17 protein-coding genes are annotated in these 18,283 nt (G+C 70.2%); 7 read left to right on the forward strand and 10 right to left on the reverse strand.

The window, feature by feature from the left end; genetic code table 11:
- Positions 1-87 precede the first annotated feature (87 nt).
- The 3 genes from ACIOHP_RS04345 (at position 88) to ACIOHP_RS04355 (ending at position 2,932) form a co-directional block, all read left to right on the forward strand.
- Entirely contained in the window at positions 88-936 is an 849-nt protein-coding gene (locus tag ACIOHP_RS04345) for an RNA polymerase sigma factor SigF (protein ID WP_361554115.1), read from the forward strand.
- A 302-nt stretch (positions 937-1,238) separates the two neighbouring features.
- On the forward strand, positions 1,239-2,126 hold the full coding sequence (locus ACIOHP_RS04350; protein WP_046260673.1) for an RNA polymerase sigma factor SigF: 888 nt from the start codon (positions 1,239-1,241) through the stop codon (positions 2,124-2,126).
- Between the two features lie 68 nt (positions 2,127-2,194).
- Positions 2,195-2,932: a hypothetical protein gene (locus ACIOHP_RS04355; RefSeq protein ID WP_401883310.1), complete on the forward strand. Its 738-nt coding sequence runs from the start codon at positions 2,195-2,197 to the stop codon at positions 2,930-2,932.
- Between the two features lie 9 nt (positions 2,933-2,941).
- Here ACIOHP_RS04355 and ACIOHP_RS04360 read toward each other — a convergent pair whose 3' ends face one another.
- Positions 2,942-3,136, reverse strand: coding sequence for a hypothetical protein (locus tag ACIOHP_RS04360; protein ID WP_361483559.1), 195 nt, complete (start codon positions 3,134-3,136; stop codon positions 2,942-2,944).
- Positions 3,137-3,412: 276 nt separating this feature from the next.
- On the opposite strand from ACIOHP_RS04360, the gene ACIOHP_RS04365 reads away from it, so the two are divergent.
- The 4 genes from ACIOHP_RS04365 (at position 3,413) to ACIOHP_RS04380 (ending at position 7,886) form a co-directional block, all read left to right on the forward strand.
- The gene (locus tag ACIOHP_RS04365; protein ID WP_361554122.1) at positions 3,413-3,895 is read left to right on the forward strand and encodes a MarR family transcriptional regulator; all 483 of its coding nucleotides are present in this window, start codon (positions 3,413-3,415) and stop codon (positions 3,893-3,895) included.
- A 13-nt stretch (positions 3,896-3,908) separates the two neighbouring features.
- Positions 3,909-6,410 carry an MFS transporter gene (locus tag ACIOHP_RS04370; protein WP_401883314.1) on the forward strand — a complete coding sequence of 834 codons (2,502 nt, stop codon included), beginning with the start codon at positions 3,909-3,911 and terminating at the stop codon, positions 6,408-6,410.
- Between the two features lie 171 nt (positions 6,411-6,581).
- Positions 6,582-7,403: a YceI family protein gene (locus ACIOHP_RS04375; protein WP_401883316.1), complete on the forward strand. Its 822-nt coding sequence runs from the start codon at positions 6,582-6,584 to the stop codon at positions 7,401-7,403.
- Positions 7,404-7,412: 9 nt separating this feature from the next.
- On the forward strand, positions 7,413-7,886 hold the full coding sequence (locus tag ACIOHP_RS04380; RefSeq protein WP_361483568.1) for a PPOX class F420-dependent oxidoreductase: 474 nt from the start codon (positions 7,413-7,415) through the stop codon (positions 7,884-7,886).
- A gap of 69 nt (positions 7,887-7,955) precedes the next feature.
- On the opposite strand, the gene ACIOHP_RS04385 is transcribed toward ACIOHP_RS04380, so the two are convergent.
- The 9 genes from ACIOHP_RS04385 to ACIOHP_RS04425 form a co-directional block, all read right to left on the reverse strand.
- Positions 7,956-8,714, reverse strand: coding sequence for a TetR/AcrR family transcriptional regulator (locus tag ACIOHP_RS04385; protein ID WP_401883319.1), 759 nt, complete (start codon positions 8,712-8,714; stop codon positions 7,956-7,958).
- A gap of 59 nt (positions 8,715-8,773) precedes the next feature.
- Positions 8,774-10,255, reverse strand: coding sequence for an MFS transporter (locus tag ACIOHP_RS04390; protein ID WP_401883321.1), 1,482 nt, complete (start codon positions 10,253-10,255; stop codon positions 8,774-8,776).
- Between the two features lie 96 nt (positions 10,256-10,351).
- Entirely contained in the window at positions 10,352-12,529 is a 2,178-nt protein-coding gene (locus ACIOHP_RS04395) for an ArnT family glycosyltransferase (RefSeq protein WP_401883324.1), read from the reverse strand.
- Complete coding sequence (locus tag ACIOHP_RS04400; protein WP_401883328.1) at positions 12,526-14,004, reverse strand: glycosyltransferase; 1,479 nt, start codon at positions 14,002-14,004, stop codon at positions 12,526-12,528. Before ACIOHP_RS04400 ends, ACIOHP_RS04395 begins: the two co-directional genes overlap by 4 nt.
- Positions 14,005-14,018: 14 nt before the next feature.
- A complete protein-coding gene (locus ACIOHP_RS04405; protein WP_401883330.1) occupies positions 14,019-15,611 on the reverse strand; it encodes an ATP-binding protein in 1,593 nt (530 codons plus the stop codon).
- Positions 15,608-16,348, reverse strand: a complete 741-nt coding sequence (locus ACIOHP_RS04410; RefSeq protein ID WP_019054929.1) for a response regulator transcription factor — start codon at positions 16,346-16,348, stop codon at positions 15,608-15,610. Before ACIOHP_RS04410 ends, ACIOHP_RS04405 begins: the two co-directional genes overlap by 4 nt.
- 124 nt (positions 16,349-16,472) lie before the next feature.
- Complete coding sequence (locus tag ACIOHP_RS04415) at positions 16,473-16,832, reverse strand: antibiotic biosynthesis monooxygenase family protein (RefSeq protein WP_401883334.1); 360 nt, start codon at positions 16,830-16,832, stop codon at positions 16,473-16,475.
- A gap of 118 nt (positions 16,833-16,950) precedes the next feature.
- Complete coding sequence (locus ACIOHP_RS04420) at positions 16,951-17,823, reverse strand: DUF2797 domain-containing protein (RefSeq protein WP_401883337.1); 873 nt, start codon at positions 17,821-17,823, stop codon at positions 16,951-16,953.
- A gap of 57 nt (positions 17,824-17,880) precedes the next feature.
- Positions 17,881-18,282 (reverse strand): HGxxPAAW family protein, encoded by a 402-nt coding sequence (locus tag ACIOHP_RS04425; protein WP_401883340.1) that lies wholly within the window; start codon positions 18,280-18,282, stop codon positions 17,881-17,883.
- Position 18,283: the final 1 nt, after the last annotated feature.

Genomic DNA, 18,283 nt, shown 5'->3' on the forward strand with positions numbered 1-18,283 from the left:
TATGCGGTGCTTGCACACAGTGCACATGTCTTGTGATGCTATGACCGCTTTTGACGGATGAGTTGACCGATGTAGACCGATGAAGAGGTGGCGTTGACCGTGTCGGCCAGTACTGCGCCGCCCCAGGAAGAGGCGCCCGCCCAGACCCCGGCGCCCGCCGCCCCCCAGCGCAGCCGCGGCGCCGACACCCGGGCGCTCACCCAGGTGCTCTTCGCGCAGCTCAAGGAGGTCCAGCCGGGTACGCCGGAGCACGACCGGGTACGCGGGGCGCTCATCGAGGCCAACCTCCCGCTCGTGCGCTACGCGGCCGCCCGCTTCCGCTCCCGCAACGAGCCGATGGAGGACGTGATCCAGGTCGGCACGATCGGGCTCATCAACGCGATCGACCGCTTCGACCCGGACCGGGGCGTGCAGTTCCCGACGTTCGCGATGCCGACCGTCATCGGCGAGATCAAGCGGTACTTCCGTGACAACGTGCGGACCGTCCACGTGCCCCGCCGGCTCCACGAGCTGTGGGTGCAGGTCAACGGCGCCACCGAGGACCTGACGACCGCCTTCGGGCGCACCCCGACCACCGCCGAGATCGCCGAGCGGCTGCGCATCGGCGAGGACGAGGTGCTGTCCTGCATCGAGGCCGGGCGCTCGTACCACGCCACCTCGCTGGAGGCCGCGCAGGAGGGCGACGGACTGCCCGGACTGCTGGACCGGCTCGGCTACGAGGACCCGGCGCTGGACGGTGTGGAGCACCGCGACCTCGTCCGGCATCTGCTGGTCCAACTGCCGGAGCGGGAACAGCGAATCCTTCTGCTGCGCTACTACAGCAATCTCACCCAGTCGCAAATCAGCGCGGAACTCGGCGTCTCCCAGATGCATGTCTCGCGGCTACTCGCGCGTAGCTTCCAGCGGCTGCGATCTGCCAATCGGATCGATGCATAAGAGGCGCACGGGGGCGCGTTCCGGAACACCCCAGTTCGCAAGCAGGATCGAGGCGTAACCGGCACGAGCGAATCGCTCACCAGGCCCGTTCCTGACACTTCTGCGCCGAAAAACCGTCAGACCCCCTTTATCCAGGGCGGATTCACGTCTCACGTGTCGACATGTCACTACAGCGTGTTGCCGACATGTGACATTCTTCCGGCAGAGCGTTTGCCGGGGCTTCGGCTCCGGTATTCAGGTGAAGGCTGATGTTCCTCGATGGAGCGTTCGCCGCGACCGTCCCGCGACCCAAAGGGGGTGGCATGTCCGCAGACCAGGGCAGCTCGAAGGTGCTCACGCTCATCAAGAGCGAGGCTGCGCCCGCGCTCGACGACAACCCGGCTGTCGAGGCCGCCGTAGAGGCTCCGGCCCTGCCGGTGACCTCGGGTGCCCTCGACACCCGCACCCTGTCCCGCTCCCTCTTCCTGCGGCTCGCCGCCCTCGACGAGAACAGCCCCGAGCGTGTGTACGTCCGGGACACCCTCATCGAGCTCAACCTCCCACTGGTGCGCTACGCGGCGGCCCGCTTCCGCTCGCGCAACGAGCCGATGGAGGACATCGTCCAGGTCGGCACCATCGGGCTGATCAAGGCGATCGACCGCTTCGACTGCGAACGCGGCGTGGAGTTCCCGACGTTCGCGATGCCGACGGTCGTGGGCGAGATCAAACGGTTCTTCCGGGACACGTCCTGGTCGGTGCGCGTCCCGCGCCGGCTGCAGGAGCTGCGCCTGGCCCTCACCAAGGCCAGCGACGAGCTCTCGCAGAAGCTGGACCGCTCCCCGACCGTCGCCGAACTCGCCGTGGTGCTGGGCGTGTCGGAGGAGGACGTCGTCGACGGCCTCGCGGTCGGCAACGCGTACACCGCCTCCTCGCTGGACTCCCCGGCCCCGGAGGACGATGGCGGCGAGGGCTCCCTGGCCGACCGGCTCGGCTACGAGGACACGGCCCTCGAGGGCGTCGAGTACCGCGAGTCCCTCAAGCCCCTGCTCGCCAAACTCCCGCCCCGCGAGCGCCAGATCATCATGCTGCGCTTCTTCGCCAACATGACCCAGTCGCAGATCGGCGAGGAGGTCGGCATCTCCCAGATGCACGTCTCCCGGCTGCTGACCCGGACGCTCGCGCAGCTGCGCGAGGGCCTGATCTCGGACTGACGGTGCAGGACTGACGGAAGTCGCGCAGGGGACTTCCTTACTGACGGGGTGTCAGCCACACTGGCGCGATGCTTCGGGCGACGACATGGACACATGGCCGTCGGGGCGCCGCGATCGGCGCGTCGGCGGCCGTCGCCTGTCTGGGCGCGCTCCTGGTCGGCTGCGGGAGCGGCGGCGGGGACGGGTACGTCGCGGTCGGGGCCGCGGGCGGCACGAAGCCCACAGTGGCCGCCGAACCGACGGGCGGGGTGCGGGTCGTTCCGCTGGACGGGCCCGCCGGGTCCGACGCGTCCGGCTCACCGGGGACGGAGGGGAGTTCGGAGACAGGTGCTCCGGGCCGGTCCTCGGTGGCGGGCACGCCGGGAAGTCCGGAGGCGGAGGGCGTCCCGAGGGCTTCGGACACGCCGGGCAGCGCCGCCTCCTCGGCCGAGGGCGCCACGCCCGGTCGTACGCCCCCGAGCGGACCGGCCGAGCCGAGCCCCACGGCATCGGCGGCTACCCCCGCCGCCCTGACCGTGAGCGATCCGGCGCGGGAGGCCACCGATCAGCGCTGGTGCGAGAAGGTGACCCTGGTCCTGCGCAACTCAGGCGGCAGCGCAGTGCGTTCGGGCACCGTGACCTTCGGGACGCACATCATCGGCGCGCTCGGGGTCGACTGGGGGACCGTCGAGTCGGCCGTGGCGATTCCGGCGCCGATCGGGGCCGGGGCGCGCAAGGAGAAGACCTGGACGGTGTGCGTCGACGCGTGGCGGGTGCCGCTCGGGATGCACATCGAGACGCGGGACGTGTCCGTGCGGTGGGAGTAGTCCCGCCGGTCAGCTGAGCGCCAGCCAGGCCACCGCCGCGACGATCGCCACGGCGACGACGACGCCGATGATCAGTCCGAAGCGGGGGCCGGCGGCGGCTGCCGTCTGTCGCGGGCCCTGCGGGGCCTCGTCGACGAACGCGCGGAACATCTGGGTGTTACCGGCGGGGTCGTGGTTGCCCTGGGGGCCCTGGGTGTTAGCCATGCCCCGAGACACTAGCGAATGAGCGGGGGCTGCCCAAGTGCGGGGCCGCGCCGTGAGGGTGCGGGGTTGCTGCCGGGTGCGGCGGTGTTGTGGCTGGTCGCGCGGTTCCCCGCGCCCCTGAGGTGGGTGCGGTCCCCCGACCTGGTCGTCACCTGCCTGTTTACGCTCGCAATACTTGCCTTTGCCAAGTTTTTATGGCGGACTCACGCCGTTTTATTTGCCTGTAGCAACCAACCGCTCCTATGGTTGCCCCAAGCAACGAATACGGGAGGTGTGATGGCCGGGCAGGCGCAGTACGAGGAGCTGATGCGTCAGTTCAGTGCCTTCGGAGCCGTGAAGCGGGAGATGGGGCGGATCCTGCCGTCCGACTGCCCCGCCGGTTCCGCCGCCGTGCTGACGCTGCTCGCCCGTCACGGGGACATGCGCATGAGCAAGCTCTCGGAGCTGCTCGCCGTGGACATGTCGGTGACCAGCCGGCATGCGGCGCATCTCGCCGAGCGGGGCTGGATCGACCGGTCCCCCGACCCGGCGGACAAGCGCTCCCGCATCCTGCACCTCACCCCCGCGGGTCTGGCCCAGCTGGAAAAGCTGTCGCGGCGGACCTGCGAGCTGCTCGCCGAGCGGCTCGGTGACTGGAGCGACGAAGAGGTGGCCCAGCTGACCGGCCTCATGGCCCGGCTCAGGGCCAGCTTCGACGACTGCCGTACCGCCACCCCCCGCGTATGCGAAGAGATCACCCGTACACCCGCAAACACATAAGCAAAGGAAGCCCATGGCAACGACCACACCAGCCGGTGTGCGGGCTCACGCCAAGCACGGGGGAGGCGCTGAGCACGCCCCCATGACACACCGGCAGATCATGGAGGCCCTCTCCGGGCTGCTGCTCGGGATGTTCGTGGCGATCCTGTCGTCCACGATCGTCTCGAACGCCCTCCCGGAGATCATCGGCGACCTCGGCGGCGGCCAGTCCGCCTACACCTGGGTCGTCACCGCGGCCCTGCTGTCCATGACCGCGGCCACGCCCCTGTGGGGCAAGCTGTCGGACCTCTACAGCAAGAAGGCGCTCGTCCAGATAGCGCTCATCATCTACGTGCTGGGCTCGGCCGCCGCCGGACTCTCGCAGAACGCCGGCATGCTGATCGCCTGCCGTGTCATCCAGGGCATCGGCGTGGGCGGCCTCTCCGCCCTCGCGCAGATCGTGATGGCCGCGATGATCTCCCCGCGTGAGCGCGGGCGTTACTCCGGCTACCTGGGCGCGACCTTCGCCGTCGCCACCGTCGGCGGTCCGCTGCTCGGCGGAGTCATCACCGACACCTCCTGGCTCGGCTGGCGCTGGTGCTTCTACGTCGGTGTGCCGTTCGCGGTCATCGCGCTGATCGTGCTCCAGAAGACCCTGCACCTGCCCGTCGTGAAGCGGGACGTCAAGGTCGACTGGTCCGGCGCGTTCTTCATCTCGGCGGCCGTCTCGCTGCTGCTGGTCTGGGTCACCTTCGCCGGTGACAAGTACGACTGGATCTCCTGGCAGACGTACGCGATGGTCGGTGGCTCGATCGCGCTCGGCCTGATCTTCGTGCTCGTCGAGTCGAGGGCCAGCGAACCGATCATCCCGCTGCGGCTGTTCCGCAACCGCACCATCACCCTGTCGTCGATCGCCTCGATGTTCGTGGGCGTCGCGATGTTCTCCGGCACGGTCTTCTTCAGCCAGTACTTCCAGCTGGCCCGCGACAAGTCCCCCACGATGTCGGGCGTCATGACGATCCCGATGATCGCCGGTCTGTTCGTCTCCTCGACCGTCTCCGGACAGCTCATCACCCGCACCGGCAAGTGGAAGGCCTGGCTGGTCAGCGGTGGCGTGCTCGTCACGGCCGGTCTCGGTCTGCTGGGCACCATCCGTTACGACACGGAGTACTGGAAGACCGCGGTCTTCATGGCGCTGCTGGGTCTCGGCATCGGCATGATGATGCAGAACCTGGTCCTGTGCACCCAGAACCAGGTCGAGCCCTCCGACCTCGGCGCCGCCAGCTCCACGGTCACCTTCTTCCGGTCCCTCGGCGGTGCGATGGGCGTCTCCGCGCTCGGCGCCGTCATGGCCCACCGGATCACCGACTACGCCAAGGACGGCATCACCGACCTCGGCCCCAAGTACGCCTCCCTCGCCTCCGGTTCGAGCTCCACCGGCGAGATCCCGGACATGGACAAGCTGCCCGCGCCGCTGCGCACGGTCATGGAGAGCGCGTACGGCCACGGCATCGCGGACGTGTTCCTGATCGCGGCGGCCCTGGCGGCGGTCGCCTTCCTGATCACGCTGTTCATCAAGGAGGTCCCGTTGCGGACGAAGGGCGCGCTGGCACAGGAGGCCGCTCCTTCCGAGGAGACGGTGGCCGAGGCTCCGGCCCCTGCCGAGGAGCGCGTCCCCAGCTGGGCCGTCACCTCCGAGACTCAGCCCGCCGCCGACGGCACGCAGAAGCTCGCCGCGGTCGCCACCCTGGAGGCTCCCCCGGCCTCCCCCGGCGGCGGCATCCCGGTCCGCGGCCACGTCCGCGGCGCCGAGAGCGCACCCGTCCCGCAGGCCGCGGTCACGCTGATCTCCCTCGCGGGACGGCAGCTGGGCCGGTCGGTGACGCAGCCGGACGGTTCGTACGGCGTGGACGCGCCGGGCGTGGGCTCGTACGTCCTGATCGCCTCCGCCGACGGGTTCCAGCCGCAGGCGTCCACGGTCGTCGTCAACGGCGAGCCGGTGGCGTACGACATCCTGCTCAGCGGCACGAGCGGGCTGAGCGGTGTGGTGCGGGCCTCGGACAGCGCGCTGCCGGTCAAGGACGCCATGGTCATCGTGACCGACGTCCGCGGTGATCTGCTGGCCACCGGGACCACCGGTGAGCAGGGCGAGTTCGGCTTCGCCGAGCTGGTGCCGGGTGCGGTGACCATCGCGGTCAACGCCGCCGGGTACCGGCCGCGCGCGCTGCCCGTCGAGGTCGGCGGCACGGGTGTCACCCGGATCGAGGTCGAGTTGGAGTCCGGGGCCCAGCTCCAGGGTGTCGTACGGGCTCCGCACGGACCGCTGGCCGACGCGCGGGTCACGCTCGTCGACGCGGCCGGCAATGTCGTGGGGACCGCCACGACCGGGTCGGACGGGGCGTACGCCTTCACCGACCTGGACGGCGGCGACTACACGGTCATCGCCACGGGCTACCCGCCGGTGGCGACGGCCCTGACGGTGGGCGGTCGTGGAACCGACGGCCATGACATCGAACTCGCCCACCCCGGCGAGTAGGGCCCAGGTGAGCGGGGTCCGGTACGCGGTGAACACGCGTCCGGACCCCGCGCCCCCGAGGCCGGGACGACCCGGCACCGAAAACCCCGGCCCGTGGCGGGTGGGCGCGCGCTCCGAGCGGAGGTGCGTGCCCCGCCGCGGGCCGGTCGCATTCTCGAAGGAGTACGTGAGATGGGACTGACCGCGAGGATCCGTACGCGGGACGGATGGGCCGTGTCGCACGCGGTCGTCACGCTGACCGACATGACCGGCTCGCAGGTGCTGCGGGCCGAGGCCGACATCGAGGGCACGGTACGGGATGTCAATCCGCTGCCGCCCGGGGCGTACACCGTCATCGTCACCGCGGTCGGATACGCGCCCGCCGCCGCCAGTGCGATCGTCACCGCGAGCGGCCGCGCCGAGGTCGGCACGGTGACGCTGGCCCGGCAGGGCGGGACCGAGCTGCCGCCGCCGGGGCCGTGGACCGTGGACCCGGCGCACTCCACGGTGGGCGCGGTCGCCCAGCATCTGGGGATCTCCAGCGTGCACGGGCGGTTCACCGAGTTCGCCGCGTCGATCGAGGTCGCGCCGGACGACGTCACCAAGTCCCGGGTGGAGGCGGTGATCCGGGCCGACTCCATCGGCACGGGGAACGCGATGCGGGACGGGCATCTGAAGTCGGCGGACTTCCTGGACGTCGAGCGGTTTCCCGAGATCACCTACCGGTCCTCGGGGCTTTCCGTGGCGGGGTCGGACCGCTGGACCGTGCACGGTGAGCTGTCGCTGCACGGGGTCGTACGGCCCGTCGACCTCGACCTCGCCTACCTGGGGACGGGCGCCGATCCGTGGGGCGGTACCCGGGCGGCCTTCCGGGCCACGGCCCAGCTGCGGCGCGAGGACTTCGCCATGAACTACAACCAGGTGGTGCAGGCGGGGATCGCGGCCATCGGTACGACGCTGAAAGTGGAGCTGGATGTCCAGGCGGTACAGGGGGATTCACTGCCGCAGGCCTAGGCTGGCGCCATGGCACCGAACATCGCGACGAACACCACCGTCTCCCTCGATGACCTGCTGGACTTCGTACGGCCCCGGCACCGGGCCCTGCTGCTGACCCGCCGGGCCGACGGGAGCCCGCAGGCCTCGCCGCTGACCTGCGGGGTCGACGACTCGGGTCGGATCGTGATGTCCACGTATCCCGAGCGGGCCAAGACGCGGAACGCCAAGCGGGACGAGCGGGTCAGTGTCGTCGTGCTGAGCGACGACTGGAACGGGCCGTGGGTGCAGGTCGACGGGACGGCGGAGGTCATCGACTCGCCCGAGTCCGTCGAGCCGCTCGTGGAGTACTTCCGGAACATCTCGGGTGAGCACCCGGACTGGGACGAGTATCGCGAGGCGATGGTGAAGCAGGGGAAGTCGATCATCCGGGTCACGCCGGTGAAGTGGGGACCGGTTGCCACCGGCGGGTTTCCCGCGCGGTTGGCTTCGCCGGGCGCGTGAGAGCTCGGGGGCGGGGGTGGTCTTGCGGCCGCGGGTTCGTTGTGGCTGGTCGCGCAGTTCCCCGCGCCCCTAGCGGCGTTGCACCATAGCCTCGATTCCTGCCACCAGCAGGTCCAACGCGAACTCGAAGTCCCGTTCCCACATCTCCTCGACCGTGTCGCCGCCTCGGGCCGCCATGATGTCCTCGGACTGCTTGACGACCTCGGCGGCCTGCGGGGCCTGGGTCACCGCGCTCATGGCGTGCCGGAAGTACTCGTCCGGGGTCATGCCGACGTCGGTGGAGCGGGCGATGATGTGGCCCTCGATCGTGCCGAAGCCGTACACGAACTGGAAGACGGCGGAGATGGCGGCGGCCAGGCCGTGGGCGGGCAGGCCGGTGCGGCGGATGACGTGGTGGATGACCTGGGCGAACGCCAGGTAGTTGGGGCCGATGTTGAGGAAGGTCCCGCTCAGCGGGGAGACCCAGGGGTGGCCGACCAGGAGGGCGCGGTAGCCGCGGGCCAGCGTGCGCAGTTGGTCGCGCCAGTCCTCGTCGGCCTCCGGGTCGGGCAGGGTCAGTTCGCCGCAGACCGCGTCGAGGGCCAGTTCGAGGAGGTCGTCCTTGGTGTCGACGTACCAATAGACGGACATCGCGGTGACGTTGAGCTCGCTCGCCAGCCGCCGCATGGAGAACTTGGCCAGTCCCTCGGCGTCCAGGAGCCGGACGGTGACCGAGGTGATGCGCTCACGGTCGAGCCCGGAGGGGTGCCCGCCACCACGGGTGCCACGCCGAGCCTTGTCCTCCAGCCACACGCTGGTCCGCTCCGCACGATGGCCTGCCTTCACCATGGCACACCTTCCTGATCTTGCAATGGTCGATCAGCTTAGGCGTCCCCGCCCCCGAGCTCTTAGGCGACCTCTTCCCGCTCGGCCCGCCGCAGCAACGCTCCCGCGACCAACCCACCCAACAGCACGGCCACCGCTCCCACCGACAAACTGGTCTCCAGTCCCGAGGAGTAGGCGTCCGTGATACGCGCCCTCTCGGCATCCGACCCCGCCGCCGCCAACGCCGCCGGCAGCGAGGACGCCGCCACCGGAATCAGCGCCGCGAACCGAGAGCTCAGCACCGCGCCCAGCACCGCGACCCCCAGACCCTGTCCGAACTCCGCCACCGTCCCGTTGATCCCCGCCCCGATCCCCGCCTTCTCCGGCGGAATGGAGCTCATGATCGCGTGCGCCATCGCCGGATTGGCGACCGCGGCGCCCGCACCGATCAGCAGCAGCCCCAGCAGCGTTCCGGTGTAACCGCCGGAGGCGACCGTCGCGATGGACACCAGGCCGCCCGACATCAGCACCATGCCCAGCCCGATCGCGGCCGGATTCCCCAGCCTGGCCGCCCACTTGGCGGCCACCCCGGAGAAGTTGAGGGCGACGATCGTGAGGGCGAGCGGAGCCGTGCGCAGACCGGCCTCCAGGGGCCCGTAGCCGAGGACGAACTGCATGTGCTGGGTGAGCAGGAAGAGCGAGCCGCCCATGCCGAAGGTGATCAGCACCGCGCCCGCGATGGCGCCGGTGAAGCGGCGGTTCCTGAAGAAGTGCAGGTCGAGCATGGGGTACTCGATACGGCTCTCCCAGTACGCGAACCCGGCGAGCACCACGACCGCGACGGTCGCCGACGTCAGCACCCGGCCGGACGTCCAGCCGTGCCCGGGGCCGGAGATGATCGCGAACACCAGGGAGGCCATGCCGATGGTCGACAGGAGGGCGCCGAGGAGGTCGGGGCGGTCGCCGCGCGGGTTCTTCGACTCGGGGACCAGCGTGATGGCGGCCACGAGACCGACCGCCGCGACCGGAAGGTTGATCAGGAAGATCGCGCCCCACCAGAAGTGGTCCAGCATGAAGCCGCCGAGCAGCGGGCCGCAGGCGAATCCGAGCGCGTTGACCGCCGCCCAGATGCCGATCGCCTTGGCGTGCTCCTCGGGCGCGAAGATCTGCATCACCACCGCGAGGGTCGTGGTCAGCAGCAGCGCGCCGCCGACGCCCATCCCGGCCCGCGCGGCGATCAACTGGCCGGTGCTGTCGGCCAGTCCGGCTGTCAGCGAGCCCGCGCCGAACAGGGTCAGGCCCGCTATCAGCATCTTCTTGCGGCCGTAGCGGTCGGCGGCGCTGCCCGCGGTGAGCAGGAGGCCGGACTGCACCAGGGAGTACGCGTTGATCATCCACTGGATGTCCGAGGTGGCCGCGCCCAGTTCCTCGGTGAGGGAGGGGATCGCGACGTTCAGGACGGTGTTGTCGAGGACGACGGTGAGCTGGGCGAGACAGATGACGCCGAGGATGAGCCAGCGCTGAGGGTGGCCCTGGGAGACGGTGACGGGTGCGGGAGCGGACATGTTGTACACCGTAGAACAGCTCCTATACGGCGTACAACAGAGATATGAGAGAGGGCGGCGGCCACGTTCGGCCACCGCCCTCTTGTCAGCTACGGATCAGCTGCTCGCCTTCTGCGTCAGGTCGTAGAAGGTGGACGAACCCACCGTCACCTTCTTGAAGTTGGCCTCGACCCAGCTCGTGATCTGCGAGGACGTGCCGCTGCTGCTGCCGCCCATGCCACCGCCGGAACCGCTGGAGATGAAGTAGTGGACCTTGCCGTCCGCCACGTACTCCTTGAACTGCGCCAGCGTCGGGGACGGGTCGGTGCCGTTGAAGCCGCCGATCGCCATGACCGGTTCGCCGGTGGAGAGCTGGTAGCTCGCCGCGTTCTGGGCGCCGATGGCCGCCGCGACCCAGGTGTAGTCGCCGGAGTCGGCTTCCAGGAGCTTCTTGGCCTCGTCGGAGACGGTCGCGCCGTTGAGGAGGCCGCCGACACCGCCGCCGCCACCCATGCCGCCGCCTTCGCCGGTGGTGCCGGGCATGCCGCCGTTCTGGCGGCCCTGGCCCTGCTGCTGGCCCTGGCCGCCCTGGGAGTTGCTGTTCCCGTTGCCGTTCTGGCCGGGCATGCCGCCACCCGGGAAGCCGTTGCCGCCCTGGCCCTGGGTGTTGCCGTTGCCGTTCTGCTGGTTCTGGCCCGGCATGCCGCCGCCCATACCGCCACCGCCGCCACCGGGACCGCCACCGCGGCCGCCCATCATGCTTGCGCCGGCGGGACCGGCCGTCACGATGGAGCCGGTGTGGCCCTCCTGAAGCGTGCTGATGGTGTACGCCGTCGGACCGGCCAGCGAGGCCACCAGGCCCACCGACGCCGCCGCGAGGGCGAGTTGCCGGTTGATCCGGCCCGCGAAGACCAGGCCGAGCGCGGCGACCAGGCCGCCGATCAGGACCAGCCACTTCAGCCAGGGCAGGTAGTCCGGGGTGCGGTTGAGCAGGACGTAACCCCAGGCGGCGCTCGCCACGACGGCGGCCGCGAGGGTGAGGGACGCCCAGATGTCCTTGCGCCTCTCCCACAGCAGGGTCGAGCCCATGCCGATCACGGCGGCCAGGTAGGGCGCGAGGGCGACCGTGTAGTACTGGTGGAAGATGCCCGCCATGTAGCTGAAGACGACCATGGTGATGAGCAGCGAGCCGCCCCAGACGAGGAACGAACCGCGGGTGACGGACGTCCGCTTGAGCTTGCGCGTCGCCACCAGACCCGCGACCAGCAGGATCAGCGCGGCCGGGAGCAACCAGGAGATCTGGCCGCCGATCTCGGAGTTGAACATCCGGTCCCAGCCGGTCTCGCCCCACTGGCCGGTGCCGGTGTTGCCCCCACCACCGCCGCCGACACTGCCGGTCTCCTCGCCGTTCAGGCGGCCGAGGCCGTTGTAGCCGAAGGTCAGCTCGAGGAAGCTGTTGTTCTGGGAGCCGCCGATGTAGGGGCGGGAGGACGCGGGCCACAGCTCGACGATCGCGACCCACCAGCCGCCGGAGACGATGATCGCGGCCGTCGCCGCGGCCAGCTGTCCGAAGCGCTTCCTCAGCGACACCGGCGCGCAGACCGCGTAGACGATCGCGAGCGGCGGCAGGATCAGGAAGGCCTGGAGGGTCTTGGCGAGGAACGCGAAGCCGATCGCGCCACCGGCCCACAGCAGCCACTTCGTCCGGCCGTCCTCCAGGGCGCGGACCACGAAGTAGCAGGCCACGGCCATCAGCAGGGCCAGCATGGCGTCCGGGTTGTTGAACCGGAACATCAGCGCCGCGACGGGGGTGAGCGCCATCACGGCGCCCGCGATCAGACCGGCCGCGGGGCTGAAGCGGCGCCGCACGGAGGCGTAGACGACGGCGACCGTGCCGATGCCCATGAGGACCTCGGGCATCAGGATCGCGAAGGAGCTGAGCCCGAAGACCCGCACCGACAGGGCCATCGGCCACAGCGAGGCCGGGGGCTTGTCGACGGTGATGGCGTTGCCCGCGTCCAGCGAGCCGAAGAAGAACGCCTTCCAGGACTGGCTGCCGGCCTGGACCGCCGCGGAGTAGAAGGAGTTGGCGTAGCCGGAGGAACTCAGGTTGGCGAAGTAGAGCGCCGCGGTGACCAGCAGCAGGCCCCAGAACGCGGGGCGGGCCCAGCGGGGGTCCTCGGGGCGGCCGCGCCACAGTCTTTTGACGAAGGGCTGCTTGGGCTCGCCGGCCTCGGGGGCGGGCGGGGCCGCGGAAGCCGAGGGCTCCTGGATGGCCGTACCGGTGATGGTCATCGGGGGTCCCCCGGGGTGTTGTCGGAGGGGCGCACCGGCTGAAGCTGCATGGTGGCGTCCCGCCAGGTCTGGTCCGCGGCTTCACCGGCGCGGATCTGGGTGTCGTACGAGTACTGGGGCGCCGTCGGGCGCTGCGGCAACGGCGCGTAGGGCAGCTGCCGGGTGGGGTACTGCGGGGAGCGGGTGGGCGAGGAGGAGGAGGGGGCCGGCTGGTGCGAGGCCACCACCGTCGACTCGCGGCGCTCGGGGAAGACCCAGGCGCGGAAGAGCAGGAAGCGCAGCACGGTCGCCGCGAGGTTGGCGGCGATGAGGACCGCCAGCTCGGTGGAGTGCGCCGGGTCGCTGCTGGCCGCGTTGAGGGCGGCGAGTGAGCCGCTGGTCAGCGCGAGGCCGATGCCGAAGACGACCAGCCCCTGGGCCTGGTGCTTGACGGCGCTCCCGCCGCCGCGCACCCCGAAGGTCAGCCGGCGATTGGCCGCCGTATTGGCGACGGCCGAGACCAGCAGGGCGAGCGCGTTGGCGACCTGCGAGCCTCCGAACTGCCGGAAGACGCTGTAGAGCAGCAGATAGAAGAGGGTCGACAGACCGCCGACCACACAGAACCCGACGAGCTGGCGGGCCAGCCCCTTCGGTACGTCCTTGATCTCACGGTCACGCGGATCGTCGCCGAACGGCCGGGTGATCCGGTCCAGCGGCAGGGAGCCGGTGGCCAGGGCCCTGCCCACGCGCCACACCCCCTTGAGGTCCTCGGTCGCCGTCTTCACGATGTGGACGGTGGAGTCCGGGTCGTCGACCCAGTCGACGGGCACTTCATGGATACGGAGTCCCGCGCGCTCGGCGATGACGAGCATCTCGGTGTCGAAGAACCAGCCGGTGTCCTCGACCATCGGCAGCAGCACCTGGGCGACATCACGCCGGATCGCCTTGAAGCCGCACTGCGCGTCCGAGAAGCGGGCCTGGAGCGAGCCGCGCAGGATCAGGTTGTACGAGCGGCTGATGAACTCCCGCTTGGGACCGCGCACCACTCGGGAGGAGCGGGCGAGCCGGGAGCCGATCGCCAGGTCGGAGTGGCCCGAGATCAGCGGGGCCACCAGCGGGAGCAGGGCGTTGAGGTCGGTGGACAGGTCCACGTCCATGTAGGCGAGGATCGGGGCGTCCGAGGCGGACCACACGGTGCGCAGGGCGCGACCACGGCCCTTCTGCTCCAGGCGGAAGTTGCTGACCTCGGCGATCTCCGCCTCCAGCCGCGACGCCACCTGTGGGGTGGTGTCCGTCGACGCGTTGTCCGCGATCGTGATGCGGAACGCGTACGGGAAGGTGCGCTTGAGGTGCTCGTGCAGTCTCAGCACACACGGCTGGAGGTCCTTCTCCTCGTTGTAGACGGGGATCACTACGTCCAGGACAGGCGCACCGGCGTCTCCGGCCGGGAGGTGCTCCCGCGCCGGCAGATTGCCGGGAGAAGAGTCGGTTCGCATGACAACGACTCTGGTCAGGTGCCCTGTTGCACCCATGTGCTGGCACTGTGCTGTACCTGTGAGTGCGATTGCCAGTTCGTTTCGGGGGCCGGGCGGGGGGCCACCGGGGCGAGCGCGGGCAGATGCACGGTGAACACGGTCCGCCCCGGAACGCTGTCCACGGTGACGGCACCGCCGTGCGCCGTCACCACGGCCTGCACGATGGCGAGCCCGAGCCCGGTGGACCCGGAGGCCCTGGACCGCGAGGAGTCACCGCGCGCGAACCGCTCGAAGACATGCGGCAGCAGATCGGGCGGGATGCCCTGGCCGTTGTCCTCGACGTCCACGCACATCCAGGGTCCGCGCCGCTGGATACGGGCGGTGATGGTGGTACCGGGCTCCGTGTGCTTGCGGGCGTTGCCGAGCAGGTTGATGAGCACCTGCTGGAGGCGTGCGGCGTCACCGGAGACGAGGGCGGGTTCATCGGGCAGGTCGAGGCGCCAGTTGTGGTCCATGCCGGCCGCGCGGGTGTCGCTGATGGTGTCCACGACGAGCGGGATGAGATCGGTCTGCTCGAACTGGAGGGGCCGGCCCGCGTCGAGCCGCGCGAGGAGGAGGAGATCCTCGACCAACAACGTCATCCGGCCCGCCTCGGACTCGATACGGCCGAGGGCGTGCCGGGTGTCGGGGCCGATCTGCTCTCTGCCGCGTCTGGTCAGCTCGGCGTAGCCGCGGATGGAGGAGAGGGGGGTTCTGAGCTCGTGACTGGCGTCGGCGACGAACTGCCGTACGCGCATCTCGCTCTGCTGACGCGAGTGCAGGGCGGCGTGGACGTGGTCCAGCATCCGGTTCAGCGCGGCGCCCACCTTGCCGACCTCGGTGTTCGGGTCGCACTCCGACTCCGGAACACGCTCGCTGAGGTTCACCTCGCCGGTGTGCAGGGGGAGTTCGGAGACTCGGGTCGCTGTCGCGGCGACTCGGCGGAGGGGGCGGGTGGCTACGCCGACGATGACGGTACCGGCGATACCGGCGGCGATGAGACCGGCGGCGGTGACGCTGGCTTCTACGGCGATGAGGGTGTTGAGGGTGTTGTTGACTTCTTTGGTGGGCAACGCAACGTAGTAGCTGCCCTTGTCGCCGGAGGTGTACTTGACGAGATACTCACCGAGGCCGGGAATGTCCACGGTGTGCAGCTTCTCGTCCTGGGTGACCTCGTTGAGCGCCTCGATCGCCTTTTCACTGAGGTCCACTGCGGTCCTGTTGTAGGGATCGTCGTCCCCCACCTTGGCGTCAGTGATGAGGCCCTTCTGAACCGTGGCAGCGATACTGCCCTGCTGCGGCCCCCTGGTGACCAGGCTCTCCAGGTCGTTCGTATTGCCCGTCGGCGGCGTGTTGTCACCGACCTTGCCGGGCGGAGCACCCACTCCGGAGGCTCGCGCCGCGGCCTCTCCTACCTTGGTACCCAACTGCTCGTACAGATGCGACCGCAGCGCCAGCGTCGTCACCGTGCCGATCACCGCGCACACCACCGCGATCAGCACCACGGACGCGACGACGAGCCGCGCCCGCAGGGTACGCGGCTTACCCAGTCGCTTCTTCTGCGTACGCGGCCGTCGTCGTCCGCTCATGACGCGGCGGGCTTGATCAGGTAACCGGCTCCACGCCGGGTGTGGATCATGGGCTCACGGCCGGCGTCGATCTTGCGTCGGAGGTACGAGATGTACAGCTCGACCACGTTGGCCTGGCCGCCGAAGTCGTAGGACCACACACGGTCGAGGATCTGCGCCTTGCTGAGCACGCGCCGCGGGTTGCGCATCAGGAAGCGCAGCAGCTCGAACTCGGTGGCGGTGAGGTGGATGCCCTCGCCGGCCCGCGACACCTCGTGGCTGTCCTCGTCGAGGGTGAGGTCACCGACGACCAGGACGGAGTCCGAGCGCCGGTCGGCGGCACCGGAGCGGCGGATCAGCCCGCGCAGCCGGGCCACGACCTCTTCGAGGCTGAAGGGCTTGGTGACGTAGTCGTCGCCGCCGGCGGTGAGCCCGGCGATCCGGTCCTCGACGGCGTCCTTCGCGGTGAGGAACAGGACGGGAACGTCCGGCAGCTCACGGCGCATGCGCCCCAGGACGGTCAGCCCGTCCATGTCGGGCAGCATCATGTCGAGGACGACGGCGTCGGGCCGGAACTCCCGAGCGGTCTGGATGGCACCCGTGCCATCTCCCGCACTCCGGATCTGCCATCCCTCGTAGCGCAGGGCCATGGACAGCAGCTCGGTGATCGACAGTTCGTCGTCCACCACAAGCACTCGGACGGGGCTCCCGTCCGGCCTCAGCAGTTCGGTGCGCCCCTGGGGCGAGGTCGTGGTCATGTGGCCACACTGTCTGGATCCTCTGAGAGCACGCTTTCCAGAACCTGTGATTTCCCTGAGAAACTCACAGGGACCTCTCAGGGAACGCCCTGGAGGCTCCTTGCCTTCTCAGCGGCCGGACCTCTCACTGATCGGCCCGCTGAAAGCCGTGACTGTGCTCGACCCGGGCGATGTGCAGTGAGTACCGCTCGTACCAGTGCGCCCGCCCGTGCTCCTTGGCCTCCCGGTGCTCCGCGTTCTGACGCCACTGCTCGATGCCGGCCAGGTCCCGGAAGTAGGCGATGGTGATCGACAGCCCGCCTGGCGTGCGGGCCGAGTCCTCGCCGAGGAAACCGGGGATCTGCTGGACCAGCTCGCCCATGCGCTCCGCGGTGGCGCCGTATCCGGTGTCCTCCTCGGTGCGCAGGGAGGTGAAGACGACGGCGTAGTACGGAGGTTCGTGGGCGGCGACGGGTGCGACAGGTGCAATGCGGTGATCGCTCATGTCATCCACGGTCGTTCCAGGCCGGGCGCCGCGTCCAGGCACCTTGCCGAAAGGGATCCGGGAGGGATCCAAGTCTTTGCCATCCGCCTCCAGCGGGTCGCCCGAACCGTCGGGCCTGTCAGAACAATCCGTCCTGCACCCCTGTCTCCCTCCTGAACTCCCGCACCGGCACCGAGAGTTCCTCGGTGTCGACGGGCACCAGCCCCCACCCCGTCATCAACCGCGTGTCCAGCACGACCACCCCGCCCGCGGTCCCCAGATGCAGATCGGGTCCGGCGGCCGCGACCAGCCGCCCTCCCACCGCACCCCCGGCGACGAGTTCGGCGACCACACCGGCGGGGGCGGGCAGGTCCGCCAGCCCGAACACCCGCACATGGTCGACAGGTTGGCAGGGCTCGGCCCGCAGCGACTCCGGCCACCCGCCCAGCCCCACGGCCCGCGCATGCAGCTCGCGGATCTCGGCGGCCCGCTCCGCCTCGGTGCCGGGCAGCCCGGACCGCACCGCCCGCTTGTCGGCGTAGGGAATGCGGTCAGGCACCCGCAGGGCGGCCCGCAGCAGTTCCTCCGTCCGCCGGGCCGCCATGAGCGGGCCGACGCCGAGCCAGGTGAAACAGACGGCACCCTGTTCGAGCAGCCGCGCGGAACCCCGTTCTTCGGCGGTGATCCCGACCTTGGTCATGCCGGGTCCGAACCAGGCCAGATAGACGTGGTACGGCCGTGGATCGTCCGCGATGGTGTCGGCGGCGACGGAGTGCGCCCGGTCCAGCCGCGCGCACTCCTCGCACCGCGCCCCCGTACTCCGCCCCGACACCGCCGCCCGCACCGGACACGCATGCCCCCGCGCTCCCACGCATGTCCGCACACCCCCGTCCACGACCCCGAAGGCCACCCGTTTCCCCCAGGTCAGCGCACTGCGCCGCCCGCCCTCCCACGTCAGCTCGGGACCGTCCGCCGCCCACCGCAACCCCGAGCACTTCCATGCCTGTGCCATCGCTGACGAGAGTAGAGGCCGACACTGACAACAGGCGGTGAGCAGCGGAAACAGGCTTCAGCGACCGCCGGCCTCCGCCCTCGCGGGCTCCGGCTCACCCGTCACCACGACCGACCCCGCCCCCGGCTCGGGCACCGGCTCCACCGCCGTACTCCTGACCCGTCCCCGCCCCGCCAGCCGGCACCCCACGCACCCCGGATGTCCGTCGCGCGCCGAGCTGTCCCGCACCCGCATCCCCCACTCCTCCCGGGGCCGGCGTCCCGGCGGCTTGCCCCAGCCGGTGAGGTGCAGGGCCCACGTGACGAGGACGCTCACCACGACGACGGCGAGCCCGGCCGCCAGCACCGGGGCCGACACCATGATCGTCCCGAGTCCCAGAACGGCAGAGCCGACGATGGCCACGGCGAATCCGGTCCACCCCGCGACCGTGTGCCCCTCGTCATACTGGTGCGCACTCACG

The sequence above is a fragment of the Streptomyces sp. NPDC087859 genome, from assembly GCF_044742595.1.
In the GTDB taxonomy this organism is placed as follows: domain Bacteria; phylum Actinomycetota; class Actinomycetes; order Streptomycetales; family Streptomycetaceae; genus Streptomyces; species Streptomyces canus_F.